Genomic DNA, 13,947 nt, shown 5'->3' with positions numbered 1-13,947 from the left:
CCCTGGACTGTCAAATCGCGCCCGGATGCGGCATGTCGCATGCATGAATGACACTGTCGAAAGCCGCAAACCCAACCGGGGTTATGACGAGACGCATCGCGCGCTGATCGAAACCGCCGTCAGGCTCATCTCGGAAAAAGGTGCGGATGCGCTCTCCATTGCCGCGCTCGCCCGCGCCACGAGCATCAACCGGACGACCGTCTATTATCATTTCAGCACGCGCGACGCGCTTCTGCGCGCCGTACGTCACTGGTCTTCCGAACAACTCGTTGCGGCCTTCAACGACCCTGCTCCGCAGGACGAGCGGATCGATCATCTCAGCCGCTTCGTCCTGCAGAATCCCGAGCTCATCAAATTGTGGATCGAGGATTTCGTCTCCGGATCCGACATCAGGGAGAGTTATCCGCAGTGGGATGCGCTGGTGAAGGGCGTGACGGACCTTGCAAGCACAGGCCGCACCGATGCCGAGATATTCTGCACGATCCTCATCACCGGCGCGGTGATCGGCCCGCGGGTCTTTCGCAACGCGGTGCGCCCCGACGCCAGTGATGCCGAGATCATGGAGCGCTTTCGCCGTGAGCAACAGCGATTGCTGCGCGACCTGAGCCTCACCAGAGGCGAGGACGCAATCTAATTTTTCGACACATGTGTTGCAAAAAATTTCGGCCGCGATACTCTGAAGCCTCGATTGCATGAAGCAGTGAGGAGAAGAGAGGATGAACGCTCCGCCCAGGGGGTTCGAGCAGGTCTCGAATAAGGACGTCGCCTTCCTCGGCACGGATCCGATTCCTGCAGCCCCCTATTACGACGCCGACTGGTTTGAACTCGAACGCAAGGCCGTGTTCCTGCGTAGCTGGATCCAGGTCGGCCATGTCTGCGAGCTGCCCGAGTCAGGCAGCTTCATCCGCCGCGAGATGGAGTTTGCGAATGCTTCCGTCCTGATCGTCCGCGGCAAGGATGGCGGTATTCGCGCCTTCCACAATGTCTGCACGCACCGTGGCACGCAGTTGGTCGACGATGTGCAAGGCAAGCGCGCCACCTTCAGTTGCCCCTATCACAGATGGACCTTCGGTACGGACGGCGCTCTGATCTCGGCGCCGGATTTTGAGGCGTTTCATGTCTCCAAGGCCGACTGCGCCTTGCCGTCGATTGCGCTCGAAGTCTGCGCCGGTCTGATCTTCATCAACTTCGATCCGGACCCTGCACCCCTGCGCGACTGGCTACAGGGGCTCGCGGAGCGGCTAGAAACGCTGCCGGTGGCGCAGGCCACGACCTTTTCCGAATATGTTTATGACATCGAAGCGAACTGGAAGCTGACCTACGACAATTTCCAGGAGAACTACCACCTGCGCTTTATCCATCCGCGCACCGGGCAGGCGACGCTGAGCCAGGACAATCCCTTCGGCTATCCGTTGCGCTATGGCTTCAACGGCCCGCACCGCACGCAATCCATCTGGACGAACCCCGAGCCCAGAGTCCAGCCGACGCAGGGCATGGCGTTCGGCAAGGGATATGAGGCGGGCATGCGGCGCGGCATCGTAGGTGGACCGAATGACCGCGAATATTTCGCGCTCTTTCCAAATTTCTTTCTGCTCGGAACTCCGATCCAGCACTTTTCCCACACCGTGTATCCGATCTCGGCGACGCGTTCGCGCGGCGTGATCCGGATCTACTGGGTCGGCGAGGACGGTAATGCCAGCGAGCGCTTCGCGCGCGAATTTGCGATGGCGACGGCGCGCGACATCCATGCCGAGGACCGCGCGGTGATCGCCGCCGGGCAGCGCGGGCTTTCAAGCGGCGCCTTGAAGCATATCCATTTCCAGACGCAGGAGGCGTTGTGTCGCCACCTGTTCAACGGCGTCCGCGATGCGGTCGAATCCTGGAAGGTCGAGCAGGCGACTGCGGGATGTGCGGCATGACCCGGCTCCCCACCGGCTTCGAGGTGCTGGAGCCCTTTGTCGAAAATTGGGCGCTGGAAGGCTCCGCCAATCGCGCGAACCGCAGGTCGACTTCTACCGAAGCAGAGCGCAGCGCCTTTTTCGAAGCGGGCAAGCCCCTGCTCGTCCCGGCGCTCGCATTGCTCGATGCAAAACCACTCGCAGAGTACGATGCCGGCGAGCAGCGTCTTATGAATCTCTGCCTGTCGCTTGCGCATATCGCCCAGGCGGTTGAAGTTCAGGGCAGTGACGAGGCAAGCCATACGCCACATCGTGAAGCGATGAGAATCACCCGCGCCCCCGCCGACGTCTGAGCGGCGCGCGCCGTTTCGGGAGAGGCAGTGTGGACACGGGACTTGCAGGCAAGGTTGCGATCGTGACTGGCGCAACCGCGAATATCGGCCGCGCCATCGCGCTTGGCCTCGCCGCGGAAGGTGCAAATGTCGTGGGCGTGGGCCGCGATCTGGAAGCCGGCGAGCGGCTGGTCGCCCTGTGCAAGGATCGCGGTGCGGCCGACGCTCGCTTTGTGCCCGCCGACATGACCGACCCGGCGTCGCCCTCGCGCATTCTTGAGGCGGCGTTTGAGCTTGGCGCGGTTGGCGTGCTCGTCAACAATGTCGGCGGCAATGTCGGCGCGGGCTTCTTCGCGGACTCCGATCCCGCGACCTGGGCGGGCGACATCGATCTCAATCTGGGCACAGTGCGAGCGCTTCGCGCGCGAATTTGCGATGGCGACGGCGCGCGACATCCATGCCGAGGACCGCGCGGTGATCGCCGCCGGGCAGCGCGGGCTTTCAAGCGGCGCCTTGAAGCATATCCATTTCCAGACGCAGGAGGCGTTGTGTCGCCACCTGTTCAACGGCGTCCGCGATGCGGTCGAATCCTGGAAGGTCGAGCAGGCGACTGCGGGATGTGCGGCATGACCCGGCTCCCCACCGGCTTCGAGGTGCTGGAGCCCTTTGTCGAAAATTGGGCGCTGGAAGGCTCCGCCAATCGCGCGAACCGCAGGTCGACTTCTACCGAAGCAGAGCGCAGCGCCTTTTTCGAAGCGGGCAAGCCCCTGCTCGTCCCGGCGCTCGCATTGCTCGATGCAAAACCACTCGCAGAGTACGATGCCGGCGAGCAGCGTCTTATGAATCTCTGCCTGTCGCTTGCGCATATCGCCCAGGCGGTTGAAGTTCAGGGCAGTGACGAGGCAAGCCATACGCCACATCGTGAAGCGATGAGAATCACCCGCGCCCCCGCCGACGTCTGAGCGGCGCGCGCCGTTTCGGGAGAGGCAGTGTGGACACGGGACTTGCAGGCAAGGTTGCGATCGTGACTGGCGCAACCGCGAATATCGGCCGCGCCATCGCGCTTGGCCTCGCCGCGGAAGGTGCAAATGTCGTGGGCGTGGGCCGCGATCTGGAAGCCGGCGAGCGGCTGGTCGCCCTGTGCAAGGATCGCGGTGCGGCCGACGCTCGCTTTGTGCCCGCCGACATGACCGACCCGGCGTCGCCCTCGCGCATTCTTGAGGCGGCGTTTGAGCTTGGCGCGGTTGGCGTGCTCGTCAACAATGTCGGCGGCAATGTCGGCGCGGGCTTCTTCGCGGACTCCGATCCCGCGACCTGGGCGGGCGACATCGATCTCAATCTGGGCACAGTGCTGCGCATGACGCATGCCGTTCTGCCCGGCATGATCGCGGCCAGGGGCGGCGCGATCGTCCATATCGGTTCCACCGCGGGACTGGTCGGCGATTACATGCTGCCTGTCTATTCCGCCGCCAAAGCCGCGGTGCACGGCTTCACCAAAGTGCTGGCGAAGGAAGTAGGACAGCACGGTATCCGCGTGAACTGCGTCGCACCCTATGGCACGGTTTCGAGCGATCCCGACGCTTTCAGCAAAGGCAGCCGCTTCAGGAGCGGCTTCTTCAAGGAAGCCTTTGCCGGGGCCAGCGTGGAGGACATGGCGAAGCGCGCGCGCCAGACGGTGGTCGGGCGCCCCGTCGCGATGCCCGAAGAGGTCGCCTCGCTGGTCGTCTGGCTCGCCTCCGATGGGGCGGGCTTCGTCACGGGGCAGGTATATCCGGTCGACGGAGGGAGTTTGCTATGACGGGACAGGAACTGGTCGACCGCTATTTCGGCGGCATGCGCAATCGCGACGTCGAGACGCTGCTGTCGCTCTTCGTCGAGGATGCCGTGATGATCCTGCCCGACGGACGCGAACTCGCCGGGCGTGACGCGATCCGCGCGATGTATGGCCAGCTCTTCTCGATGCAGGCGCCCAGCCCGACGCCCAGGACCGTGATTGCCTCCGAGAGCGGCGTCGCGACCGAGATCGAGGCGAGACTGGATGACGGCACCAGCCGCCGTACCGCCAATTTCTTCCAGACCGATGAGGACGGCCGGATCCGCCGCCTCAGCATCTACAAGCGCGGCTAACCGGCTATTTCACCTCGGCGGCTGCGCGATCGAGCCGCTCCAGCATCGATTCCGCCGCCCGCACCAGCGCTGCCATTGCCGGCGTGGCGTTGTCCGCGAGCTTGCGGGCATGGTCGACATCCTTGCCGAGCAACTGCCGCATGGCGACCGCGCCTTCGGGGCGTAAAAGGCCCGGGACAGCGCGCAGCGCAAATCCCTGCGCGGATCCCGCCATCAGCGTTTCGCGCAATTGTTCACGGTCGAATCCAAGGCTCTCACCCAGGTCTAGGATCGCCGCCGCCATGCCGTAATTGGCGATAGAGACGAGGTTGTTGAGCAGCTTGCCCTGCATGCCGCGCCCAACCGGCCCCAGATATGCGACCTTGCCAAGGCTTTCGAGCAGCGGCCGCGCCTTGTCGAGCGCGTCGTCGCCGCCGCCCGCATATATCGAAAGCTCGCCCTTGAGCGCGGCAGGGCCTCCGCCCGAGACCCCCGCGTCGACCAGCGCCACGCCGTGCTCCCGGGCGCGCTCGGCCAGTTCCTGACATAGTTCGGGAGCTACGGTGGAATGCACGATGAACAGGCCACCCTCGCCAAGCGCCGCGAAAATCTTGCCGTCGCCGGCAAGATCGACAAGATCACTGTCCATCCGGACGCAGACGCAGAGCGCCTCGCAGCGCCGCGCCACCTCCACCGGATCGCTGACCAGTTCCACCCCCGGCTCGTCGAACGCGTCCATCGCGGCCGCGCTGACGTCATGGACGACCAGCGGGAATCCGCTGCGTGCGATCCGGCGCGCCATCGGTGCGCCCAGACTGCCCAGCCCGATAAATCCAACTTTCATGCAAAGATCCTCTTGTCATCCACGCACCGCGCGGCCGGAATCATGGCGGGCCGTAGCGGAAGACCGTGAGCTTGTTGCCGTCGAGATCGCGGAAATAGGCTCCGTAAAAGCCATTGGGATCGTCGCCCCGGATGCCCGGTGTACCCTCGCAGCTTCCGCCCAGTTCAAGCGCCTTTGCGTGCACGGCATCGACGACCGCACGGCTTGGCGCAGCAAGCCCCATCTGTGTGCCGTTACCCACCGTCGCATCACCGGCAAAGGGCTTGCCGACCAGCAACATGCTGCCTTCAGCGCCCTGATAACCCACCAGATCCGGGCGTTCGAACACGCGGGGCGCGCCCAGCATTTCGGCGATGGCGTCGTAAAAGGGCTTCGCGCGCTCCAGATCGCGCGTGCCAAAACGTCCCACGGTCAACATCTCGTTTTCTCCCTTATCCAATCAACTGCCGGCGGCCTCTACCCCCGGACGAAGTCTTTCCATCCCGGGCACCCCTGCCTTTGCCTGCGCCAGCCGAAGACGCTCAGCATTTCGATACCCAGCCGGGTCACCTGGGCCGTCCACCCGGTTCATTCGCGATCGCAAGGACTGCGTATGACGGATCGTCGCGGTCGCGTCGGCTGCGCACCTCGTTGCTTAAAGGCGTCACCGGGCGGATGTCGTCGAAATCGCGAATGGTGACGCGGTGGTCGATGCCCCAGCGTCCGTTCCGCTTAGACCATCGGTCGAGATAACGGCCGCGGACGCAGATTTCGTGGAGCTGCTCGCCCCGCATGATCCTGAGCGCGGCGATATGGTAGGATTCGCTCGCGGCCCGGTCGCCATCGAGGGTGAGGATGATGTTGGTCACCTGATGCGAGTGGCCGAGCGTCTTGCCATGCTGTTCGCAGACGAAGTCGACAAAGCCATGGACGCTGCCCTGATAGACGGCTTCGCCATAATCGGCGGTGCCGTCCTCGTGCCAGATCGAATAGCCCAGCTCATGATCCAACCGGTCGACCGCCCGGCAATAGCGGTAGATCAGGTCGGTGATGGCTTCCCGGTCGGTCATTCGCCGAAGATCCGCTTGGTCGCCTCGCCGATCGCGAGCACGCGCGTCCGGCGTGCGGAGGCGGACATGGGGAGATGCCCGGCATCCTCGTCCTCAAGTCCCCAGTTCATCAACGGGCCATCGGCCAGCCGTGATAGCACGACCTCGGCTACTTCCTGCGCGTCGGCCAATCCCGGCGGAAGCGGCAGGCCCTTGCTGGCGGCCAGCGCGCGGAAGGCAGGCGTGTCGGTCGTCCCGAGGGCCGCGTAAAGCACATCGACGCCGTGCGGACGCAATTCCGCCCACAGTCCTTCGGCGAAATTGAGGCCGAAGGCCTTGAGTCCAGCATAGGTCGCCATGAAGCTGCTGCCACCATAGCAGGCACCCGAACCGACCAGCAGTAGCCCGCCGCGCTTCCGCCCGCGCATCTGTCCGCCGAAATGATGGCAACAGCGCATCAGGTTGACGATGCCGCGGTTGACCTGATCGACCCAGCGATCGACTTCGATATCGAGAAACCGAGCCCCCTCCGGATCCGCGCCCGCATTGCTGACATAGAGCCCGACCTCGCGGTCGCCCGCCGCCGCCTTGACCCGGTCGCTGGCATCGGGCGCGGAAAGGTCGATCGCCGCGGTGACGCACTCGACGCCATATTCGCCGCGAAGTTCGTCGGCCAGCTCGGCCAGCGGTCTCTCGCGGCGCGCGATCAGCACACAGTTGATGCCTTCTCTGGCTATTTTGCGCGCGAAGGCCCGGCCCGTTCCCTCGGACGCGCCCGAGATGACCGCCCAGGGCCCGTAGTGCTCGGTGAGGCTCATCGCCCGCCCATTGCCGCCCAGCGTTCGGGTACCATCCAGACATATTCGATGTAATGGCCCAGCCATTCACGCGCATCGAGATAGAGGAACTGGAGCATGCCCGGCGTGCCGCCTTTCAGCACGATCGGGAAAGGCTGCTTTTCAACCTTGCCCATGAGCTCGTCCCAATCATCGACGACGTGGCAGACATGGTGGAATTTCAGACTATCATCTGCGGGCAGCGCGTCGCGGTAGATGGCGAGCGTCTCCCCGTCCTTGGGTTCGATAAGTTCGAAGTTCAGGTCCTCGACCCAGACAAAGGCGAGCTTTTGCACGCCCGTCCCCTCGCCCTGCGGCGTCCAGAGCTGAACCGGAACCTCGATCTCCATAAGGCTGCGGATGTCCGCATGCTGCTTGAAGCTGGCCACCGCCTTGTCCACGTTCCGCGTGACATAGGCATTCTGGTAATGGCGTCCGGTGATCATGATTCAGCCCTCCCGAGCGACGTCGTAGCTGGACAGATAGCGCTCGAACCTGGGTGCGAGTTGCTCCGCCGAAAGCCCATATTGAGCGAGCTTGTATTCATGCCTGCCGAACTTGCCCTGGGGATTGTCGTCGAGCCAGCTTTGCATCGCGGCCTCGGCCTCGGGCGTGAAATCGTCGCCCAGCGACGCATAAAGCTTGCGCATCGCTCCGATCGGATTGGAGACGAGGTCCGAATAGTGGACATCGATCATGCTCTCCTCACCCTGACGGTCGCGGAAGTCCATGATGCGGTTGGCGTGGAGTTCGGCCTGATAGGTGCAGTTTTCGACCAGCCATTCGCCGTCGACGCGTCCCATGAAGCCCATATGCGCAAGGCTGATGATCGAGCAGAAGCTGCCCATCGCGGTGAAGGGATCGCGGTGCGTCCAGATCAGCCGCGCATCGGGATAGACTTTCCTGATCGTGTCCAGCCACAGGCTGTGGCTCGGCATCTTGAGGTTCCACACGCCCGGCGCGTCAGCCTGCAGCAGTTGCAGGAAGCGCTTGTGATACTCGTATGCCGAGGTCATGTCGGTCGAGAACAGCCAGTCGCGGTAATTGGGAAGCTTGCCCCGCGATTCCAGCGCCAGTGCCTTGAAGTCGTGCGCCATGAAGAAGATGCACTCATTGGGATAGACCGCCGAGTTGCGGTAATATTTGCCCATTTCGGGGCGCGCGGCGAGCATCGCCTTTTCCTGCTCAAGCCGGGCAATCGCACGCGGATCGGTCTTGAGCGTCGCCGCTGTTGCGGGCGGCACGGGATCGTCGATTTCCCAGGTCAAAGGCGAACGCCGTGCGGGGTCGCACGCCAGAAGATTGCTGAGCAGCGTCGTGCCCGTGCGCGGGATGCCGAAAACGAAGACGGGCTTCTCGATCGGGCGATTGAGCAGTTCGGGCCGCTTGGCCAGATAGTCGGTCGTCTTCAGCCGGTTGGAGAGCAGTTCGACAACGCTCGTCTGCATGCGGGCATGGCCGCCTTCTGACAGGCCGGTCTTACCGGCATCGGCAAGCAGGATGTCGAGCCCTTCGCGCCAGGATTCGGAATCGAACCGGTCGAGGCCCGTTGCTTTCATGGCCTGTTCGATCAGCGCGTCGGCGACGAGCGGTGCGCTCATGGCAATCTCTCCTGATGTTCTGATTTTGGAGACATCATGCGAGCCATAAGGAGGTACGCCAACGCGGATGACTTTCGCTATCCAGCCAAATCATCGACAACCAGACACAAGGTCCGCTCAACGCACCTTTCGCAACTGGCGCTGGCGAAACTGGCTCGGCGTGGAGCCGGTCGCCCGTCGGAATGCGAAGGCAAAGCTCGAGGGCGATGCAAAACCGAGTCCGAAAGCGATCGCCTTGATGCTTTCGTCGGAGCCGAGTTGTCGCTTGGCCATTTCAATTCGCGTCTGCGCGATATGGTCGCCAATCGAGCAGCCCCGGCTGGTGCGAAAGCCGCGCGTCAATTGCCGGACCGAGATGTTGCAGAGCGCCGCCAGATCCTCGAGCGTAGGCGCAGCGCCGCCCTGATGGAGCTTCTCATCGATGAGGCGCAGGCGCCAGGAGGCCAGCCCGCCGGCGATCGGCCCTTCAGCAATGGCCCGACAATAGCGCGCTACCTCGATCGCGAGTTGCCCCGCGATCATTTCGGCAAGCATTTTGCCCCCGGGTCCTGGATTATTCACCTCTTCCGCGAGCCGGAAGAGGCAGGAGCGAATATGCGGGTTCGCAATGTCGAGCACCGCCTCGAGCCGCCGGTCGGTCCACTGAATGCCCCCGTCCAGCCAACGGTCGATGGCCTCTGCCTTGATTTCGCAGACGATCGAGGCCTGATCCCCGCCCCGGTCGCTGCGGACGTGAATGGCCTCGCCCGGCGGGACCAGAAAAATCTCGCCCAAGCGCTCGAAGCGATGCGGGCCCCAGCGATCGCGAAAGCAGCCTCGCGCCTTTTCCGGCCGCGGCGTAAGGCACATGTCGAGCCAATAGTGCCCGTCGCGGCGGAAAACCCTGTTGGTCGGCTGGTCGAGATGCAGCCGCATGATTCGGGCCGTCGCCAGCGGAACCGACAGTTCCGCCTCGTACACCGACTTCGCGTAGGTTTCCTTTTGCACGCTTCGCGCCTCATGGCCGTTCGACTTTGGCCCTATGGCAGCAATATGGCTCGTCGTCGACAGCCTGTCCAATTGCGATGCAGAAGGCACTGGCCGACATTCACATCATAAACGCGATCGCCCCGCATGTGGCGCGACTGAGAGGAAAGTTATGGCAAAAGGTCTTTTCGATTGCACGGGCAAGGTCACGCTTGTCACCGGCGGCAACAGCGGCATCGGGCTGGGCTTTGCACGCGGCGTGGCCAAGCTGGGTGGCGACATCGCCATCTGGGCGCGCAACGAAGAAAAGAACGCCGCCGCCAGGAAGGAACTTGAGGACGCCGGCGCCGGACGCGTGATCGCCTATCAGGTGGACGTCTCGTCCGAGCAGGCCATTGTCGACGGTTATGCGCAGCTCCTCGCCGATTTCGGCCGCATCGACTGCGTGTTCGCCAATTCGGGCCGCGCCTCGCGTTCGCGCTCGGTGCTCACCCTTGACGCGAACGAGTGGCACGATCTGCTCGCGGTCAATCTGCACGGCGCGTTCTTCACGCTGCGCGAGGGCGCCAAGGCGATGGTCGCGCGCGCCGAGGCGGGCGAGCCCGGGGGCAGCCTCGTCTATTGCGGCAGCCTTTCGATGTTCCACGGCATCGCGGGCATCAACAACTATGCCGCGTCCAAGGGCGGCATGGGCGCGGTCGTGCGCGGCATGGCGGCCGAGCTCGGCAAGTACGAGATCCGCGCCAACACCATCGCGCCGGGCTATATCAAGACGGGCATCGGCACCGACCAGGAGATGAGCGACGAGATGAAAGCGCGCATCGCCCAGGTCGACGCGCATTTCTCTGCCAAGACCCCGATCCACCGCCCGGGCACGCCCGAGGATTTCGAGGGCATCGGCGCCTATCTGGCGAGCGACGCCTCGCGCTACCATTCGGGCGACACCATCGTGATCGACGGCGGCAGCCTGATCTACCCGCCATACGCCTTTTGACAGCCGGAGGACGGTCCATGCGCCTGCTCAACATCCATGACGTCAACGACGTCCGGCTCGACGCCTATGACCGGCCCCAGCCCGGCCCCAAGGACGTGGTCGTCAAGATGAAGGCCTGCGGCATCTGCGGCAGCGACCTGTCCTATATCAAGAATGGTGGCATCCCGGGTCCCGGCAAGCTCACCGCGCTCGGCCATGAGGGCGCGGGCGAGGTGATGATCGTCGGCAGCGAGGTCGAGAATGTCGCGGTCGGCCAGGCCGTCATCATCAACCCGATGAACACGCCGAGCTATATCGGCAGCGGCGGCCCCGAAGGCGCGTTCACCGAGGAACTGCTGGTGCGTGAGGCACGGCTGGGCGACAGCCTGCTGCCGATCCCCGAGGGCATTCCCTATGACGTCGCAGCGATGTGCGAGCCGCTTTCGGTCGCCATGCACGGCGTCAACCGGGCGGAAGCGAAGGCCGGCGACCGGCTCGTGATTTTCGGCTGCGGCCCGATCGGCCTCGGGATGGTGATGTGGGCGATCGACCGCGGCTGCAAGGACGTCATCGCGCTCGATCTTGCCGAGGAACGGCTGGAACGCGCGCGCGCACTCGGCGCGCATACGATCAACCCCGCCAAGGAAGACGCGATCGCGCGGATCAAGGAAATCCACGGAACGACGACGGTCTTCGGCCGCGAAAAGTCGCTGACCGACGCCTATATCGACGCGGCGGGGGCGCCATCCATCCTCCACGATGTGGTGACGCTCGCGAAGACGCATGCACGGCACGTCATTACCGCCGCTTACATGAAGCCGATCGAGCTTCCCGCCGGCCCGATGCTGACGACCGAGATGACCATCACCACCGCGGTCGGCTATCCCACCGAAATGCCCGATGTGATCGCCGCCATGCCGCGCCTGAAGGACAAGATCGCGGCGCTCATCAGCCACAAGCTGCCCTTTGAACGCGTGCTTGAAGGGCTGGACATCGCAGCCAGACCGCAATCGGCCAAGGTGATGATCGAATTCGAAGGGGCGACCAAATGAGCGCGAAACCGCAAACCCCACCCAATCCGCCCCCCTTGGGCGCACTCGTGATGGCCGGCGACGGTCAGACAGGCGCCGAGGCAATCACCGACACCATCTTCATGGTGAAGGACATTTCCAACGCCTATCTGGTGACGACCGGCGACGGCGACCTGCTCGTCAACACCGGCTTCCTCACCAATGGCGAACGCAACAAGGGCCTGTTCGCGCCGCACCGCACGGGACCGCTCAAGCGGATCATCCTGACGCAGGCGCATGCCGACCACTATGGCGCGCTGCCCGAACAGAAGGAAGCCGATACCCAGGTGATTGCGGGCGTCGGCTTTACCGAAACCTGCGACTATTTCGACCGGTTGGCACCGTTCCTCGGACGCCGCTCGGGCAAGCTCTGGGCGTCGATGACCCGGCGCGACGGACCGCCGCCCAAGCCGCCCGTTGTCGTGCCCGATATCGAGGTCTCCGATGTCCTCGCCTTCGAACAGGGCGGCCGGCGCTTCGAGGTCGTGAAGACCCCCGGCGGCGAAACCCTGTGCTCGGTGTTCGTCTGGATGCCCGACGAACGCACCGTGTTTACCGGAAACCTGTTCGGCCCGGTGTGGCGCGCCATGCCCAATCTCGTGACCATGCGCGGCGACAAGCCTCGCCTCGTCCGCGCCTATCTGCGTTCGGTCGAAGCAGTCCGCGCGCTCGCGCCCGAACTGGTGATCACGGGCCATGGCGAGCCGATCCGCGGCGCGGACAGGATCCGCGCCGACCTCGATACCATGCACGCGGCGGTGTCGTATCTCGAGCGCGAGACGATTGCCGGCATGAACGCGGGCAAGACCGTGCAGGATCTGATGCGTGAGATCGTCTTGCCGGAGGATCTGAGGATCGGCGAGTTCCATGGCAAGACATCGTGGGCGGTGCGCGCCATCTGGGAAGAGAATGGCGGCTGGTTCCACTATGCCGACGGAACGACCGCGCTCTACGGCGTGCCCCGCGCGGCGGTGAACGCCGAACTGGCCGAACTGGCGGGCGGCGCCGACGCTCTGGCTACGCGTGCACGCGCGCATGTCGAAAGCGGCAGGCCGCTTGAGGCGCTCCACCTGCTCGAGGTCGCGCTCGCTGCAGAGCCAACGCATGCCGGAGCGCTTGCGGTCAGGAAGACCGCGCTCGAACATCTGCTGGTGGCAAGCGGTGGCAGCAATCTCTCCGAGACCATGTGGCTGAAGGCCGAAATTGCGGACGCCGAGAGCCGCTTGGCGGAGATCGGCGGGTAGATCATTTTTGACAAAGATAGTACTTACTATCTTATAGATTATCTCGTTTGGCAGTGACGGGCGGCTGTGACACTCGGACTCTGTAATTAGAAGGCAAGTGCAATATCATGTCGAAGACCCTGACCCATCTTGAGCGGCTTGAGGCGGAGAGCATTCACATCTTGCGGGAGGTTGTGGCGGAGGCCGAGCGACCGGTGATGCTGTATTCGGTGGGCAAGGATTCGGCGGTGATGCTGCATCTGGCGAGGAAGGCGTTCTATCCCTCGCCGCCGCCCTTCCCGCTGCTGCATGTCGACACGACGTGGAAGTTCAGGGAGATGTACGCGCTTCGCGACCGGATGGCGGTGGAGAGCGGGATGGAGCTGCTCGTCTATCAGAACCCCGAGGCGATCGAGCGCGGGATCAACCCGTTCGATCATGGCCCCTTGCACACCGACATGTGGAAGACCGAGGGGCTGAAGCAGGCGCTCGACAAATATGGCTTTGACGCGGCCTTTGGCGGCGCGCGCCGCGACGAGGAGAAGAGCCGCGCCAAGGAGCGCATCTTCTCGTTCCGCACCGCAAGCCACGGCTGGGATCCCAAGAACCAGCGGCCCGAGCTGTGGAACCTCTACAATGCCAGGAAGGCCAAAGGCGAGAGCATCCGCATCTTCCCGATCTCCAACTGGACCGAGCTCGACATCTGGCAATATATCCACCTCAACGCCATTCCGATCGTCCCGCTCTATTTCTCGGCGCCGCGCCCGACGGTGACGCGCGACGGGCTGCTGCTGATGGTTGATGACGAGCGCTTTCCGCTGAAACCCGGCGAGGCGGTGGTCGAGCGTTCGATCCGTTTCCGCACGCTCGGCTGCTATCCCTTGACCGGCGCGGTCGAGAGCACCGCCGCGACGCTGCCCGAGGTGATCCAGGAGATGCTGCTGACCACCACCTCCGAGCGTCAGGGCCGCGTGATCGACAAGGATGGCGGCGACGCCAGCATGGAGAAGAAGAAGCAGGAGGGATATTTCTGATGCCTATCTCCTCTTTCCTTCTCCGCGTCTCTGCGT

At 63.9% G+C, this 13,947-nt stretch carries 17 protein-coding genes; 10 read left to right on the top strand and 7 right to left on the bottom strand.

Annotation, left to right across the window (positions count from 1 at the left end; genetic code table 11):
• Window positions 1–43 precede the first annotated feature (43 nt).
• The 6 genes from D3876_RS13695 to D3876_RS13660 all read left to right on the top strand — a co-directional run bounded on the left by D3876_RS13695 (window position 44) and on the right by D3876_RS13660 (window position 4,357).
• Window positions 44–634: a TetR/AcrR family transcriptional regulator gene (locus D3876_RS13695; RefSeq protein WP_119763024.1), complete on the top strand. Its 591-nt coding sequence runs from the start codon at window positions 44–46 to the stop codon at window positions 632–634.
• Between the two features lie 82 nt (window positions 635–716).
• On the top strand, window positions 717–1,919 hold the full coding sequence (locus D3876_RS13690) for an aromatic ring-hydroxylating oxygenase subunit alpha (RefSeq protein ID WP_119763022.1): 1,203 nt from the start codon (window positions 717–719) through the stop codon (window positions 1,917–1,919).
• A complete protein-coding gene (locus D3876_RS13685) occupies window positions 1,916–2,251 on the top strand; it encodes a hypothetical protein (protein ID WP_119763880.1) in 336 nt (111 codons plus the stop codon). Before D3876_RS13690 ends, D3876_RS13685 begins: the two co-directional genes overlap by 4 nt.
• A gap of 29 nt (window positions 2,252–2,280) precedes the next feature.
• Entirely contained in the window at window positions 2,281–3,192 is a 912-nt protein-coding gene (locus D3876_RS21310; protein ID WP_274378986.1) for an SDR family NAD(P)-dependent oxidoreductase, read from the top strand.
• A 29-nt stretch (window positions 3,193–3,221) separates the two neighbouring features.
• On the top strand, window positions 3,222–4,028 hold the full coding sequence (locus D3876_RS13665; protein WP_119763020.1) for an SDR family NAD(P)-dependent oxidoreductase: 807 nt from the start codon (window positions 3,222–3,224) through the stop codon (window positions 4,026–4,028).
• Entirely contained in the window at window positions 4,025–4,357 is a 333-nt protein-coding gene (locus D3876_RS13660; protein WP_119763018.1) for a nuclear transport factor 2 family protein, read from the top strand. Before D3876_RS13665 ends, D3876_RS13660 begins: the two co-directional genes overlap by 4 nt.
• Window positions 4,358–4,361: 4 nt before the next feature.
• On the opposite strand, the gene D3876_RS13655 is transcribed toward D3876_RS13660, so the two are convergent.
• From D3876_RS13655 to D3876_RS13625, 7 genes are all read right to left on the bottom strand, one after another.
• Window positions 4,362–5,180: an NAD(P)-dependent oxidoreductase gene (locus tag D3876_RS13655; RefSeq protein WP_119763016.1), complete on the bottom strand. Its 819-nt coding sequence runs from the start codon at window positions 5,178–5,180 to the stop codon at window positions 4,362–4,364.
• A 40-nt stretch (window positions 5,181–5,220) separates the two neighbouring features.
• The gene (locus D3876_RS13650) at window positions 5,221–5,598 is read right to left on the bottom strand and encodes a VOC family protein (RefSeq protein ID WP_119763878.1); all 378 of its coding nucleotides are present in this window, start codon (window positions 5,596–5,598) and stop codon (window positions 5,221–5,223) included.
• Window positions 5,599–5,725: 127 nt separating this feature from the next.
• The gene (locus D3876_RS13645) at window positions 5,726–6,229 is read right to left on the bottom strand and encodes a nuclear transport factor 2 family protein (protein WP_119763014.1); all 504 of its coding nucleotides are present in this window, start codon (window positions 6,227–6,229) and stop codon (window positions 5,726–5,728) included.
• A complete protein-coding gene (locus D3876_RS13640; protein WP_119763012.1) occupies window positions 6,226–7,026 on the bottom strand; it encodes an SDR family NAD(P)-dependent oxidoreductase in 801 nt (266 codons plus the stop codon). Before D3876_RS13640 ends, D3876_RS13645 begins: the two co-directional genes overlap by 4 nt.
• Complete coding sequence (locus D3876_RS13635) at window positions 7,023–7,490, bottom strand: VOC family protein (RefSeq protein WP_119763010.1); 468 nt, start codon at window positions 7,488–7,490, stop codon at window positions 7,023–7,025. Before D3876_RS13635 ends, D3876_RS13640 begins: the two co-directional genes overlap by 4 nt.
• A gap of 3 nt (window positions 7,491–7,493) precedes the next feature.
• Window positions 7,494–8,645 carry a sulfotransferase family protein gene (locus D3876_RS13630; RefSeq protein ID WP_119763008.1) on the bottom strand — a complete coding sequence of 384 codons (1,152 nt, stop codon included), beginning with the start codon at window positions 8,643–8,645 and terminating at the stop codon, window positions 7,494–7,496.
• A gap of 117 nt (window positions 8,646–8,762) precedes the next feature.
• Window positions 8,763–9,632, bottom strand: coding sequence for a helix-turn-helix transcriptional regulator (locus tag D3876_RS13625; protein WP_238475364.1), 870 nt, complete (start codon window positions 9,630–9,632; stop codon window positions 8,763–8,765).
• 151 nt (window positions 9,633–9,783) lie between these two features.
• On the opposite strand from D3876_RS13625, the gene D3876_RS13620 reads away from it, so the two are divergent.
• From D3876_RS13620 to cysD, 4 genes are all read left to right on the top strand, one after another.
• Window positions 9,784–10,605: an SDR family NAD(P)-dependent oxidoreductase gene (locus D3876_RS13620; RefSeq protein ID WP_119763006.1), complete on the top strand. Its 822-nt coding sequence runs from the start codon at window positions 9,784–9,786 to the stop codon at window positions 10,603–10,605.
• Window positions 10,606–10,622: 17 nt separating this feature from the next.
• Window positions 10,623–11,636, top strand: coding sequence for a zinc-dependent alcohol dehydrogenase (locus D3876_RS13615; RefSeq protein ID WP_119763004.1), 1,014 nt, complete (start codon window positions 10,623–10,625; stop codon window positions 11,634–11,636).
• On the top strand, window positions 11,633–12,898 hold the full coding sequence (locus D3876_RS13610) for an alkyl sulfatase dimerization domain-containing protein (RefSeq protein ID WP_119763002.1): 1,266 nt from the start codon (window positions 11,633–11,635) through the stop codon (window positions 12,896–12,898). Before D3876_RS13615 ends, D3876_RS13610 begins: the two co-directional genes overlap by 4 nt.
• A gap of 107 nt (window positions 12,899–13,005) precedes the next feature.
• Window positions 13,006–13,911, top strand: coding sequence for a sulfate adenylyltransferase subunit CysD (cysD, locus tag D3876_RS13605; RefSeq protein ID WP_119763000.1), 906 nt, complete (start codon window positions 13,006–13,008; stop codon window positions 13,909–13,911).
• The last annotated feature ends 36 nt before the right edge of the window (window positions 13,912–13,947 follow it).

Origin of the sequence: Sphingomonas cavernae (assembly GCF_003590775.1) — a bacterium.
Lineage (GTDB): Bacteria > Pseudomonadota > Alphaproteobacteria > Sphingomonadales > Sphingomonadaceae > Sphingobium_A > Sphingobium_A cavernae.
Note: the sequence above shows the minus strand (reverse complement) of the source record. Positions and strands in the feature narration are given on the sequence as shown.

What these genes read in the sequence shown, in the direction of transcription:
- D3876_RS13695 (WP_119763024.1), top strand. Translation starts at nt 44, where the DNA reads ATGAATGACACTGTCGAAAGCCGCAAACCCAACCGGGGTTATGACGAG.
- D3876_RS13690 (WP_119763022.1), top strand. Translation starts at nt 717, where the DNA reads ATGAACGCTCCGCCCAGGGGGTTCGAGCAGGTCTCGAATAAGGACGTC.
- D3876_RS13685 (WP_119763880.1), top strand. Translation starts at nt 1,916, where the DNA reads ATGACCCGGCTCCCCACCGGCTTCGAGGTGCTGGAGCCCTTTGTCGAA.
- D3876_RS13660 (WP_119763018.1), top strand. Translation starts at nt 4,025, where the DNA reads ATGACGGGACAGGAACTGGTCGACCGCTATTTCGGCGGCATGCGCAAT.
- D3876_RS13655 (WP_119763016.1), bottom strand. Translation starts at nt 5,180, where the DNA reads ATGAAAGTTGGATTTATCGGGCTGGGCAGTCTGGGCGCACCGATGGCG.
- D3876_RS13650 (WP_119763878.1), bottom strand. Translation starts at nt 5,598, where the DNA reads ATGTTGACCGTGGGACGTTTTGGCACGCGCGATCTGGAGCGCGCGAAG.
- D3876_RS13645 (WP_119763014.1), bottom strand. Translation starts at nt 6,229, where the DNA reads ATGACCGACCGGGAAGCCATCACCGACCTGATCTACCGCTATTGCCGG.
- D3876_RS13640 (WP_119763012.1), bottom strand. Translation starts at nt 7,026, where the DNA reads ATGAGCCTCACCGAGCACTACGGGCCCTGGGCGGTCATCTCGGGCGCG.
- D3876_RS13635 (WP_119763010.1), bottom strand. Translation starts at nt 7,490, where the DNA reads ATGATCACCGGACGCCATTACCAGAATGCCTATGTCACGCGGAACGTG.
- D3876_RS13630 (WP_119763008.1), bottom strand. Translation starts at nt 8,645, where the DNA reads ATGAGCGCACCGCTCGTCGCCGACGCGCTGATCGAACAGGCCATGAAA.
- D3876_RS13620 (WP_119763006.1), top strand. Translation starts at nt 9,784, where the DNA reads ATGGCAAAAGGTCTTTTCGATTGCACGGGCAAGGTCACGCTTGTCACC.
- D3876_RS13615 (WP_119763004.1), top strand. Translation starts at nt 10,623, where the DNA reads ATGCGCCTGCTCAACATCCATGACGTCAACGACGTCCGGCTCGACGCC.
- D3876_RS13610 (WP_119763002.1), top strand. Translation starts at nt 11,633, where the DNA reads ATGAGCGCGAAACCGCAAACCCCACCCAATCCGCCCCCCTTGGGCGCA.
- cysD (WP_119763000.1), top strand. Translation starts at nt 13,006, where the DNA reads ATGTCGAAGACCCTGACCCATCTTGAGCGGCTTGAGGCGGAGAGCATT.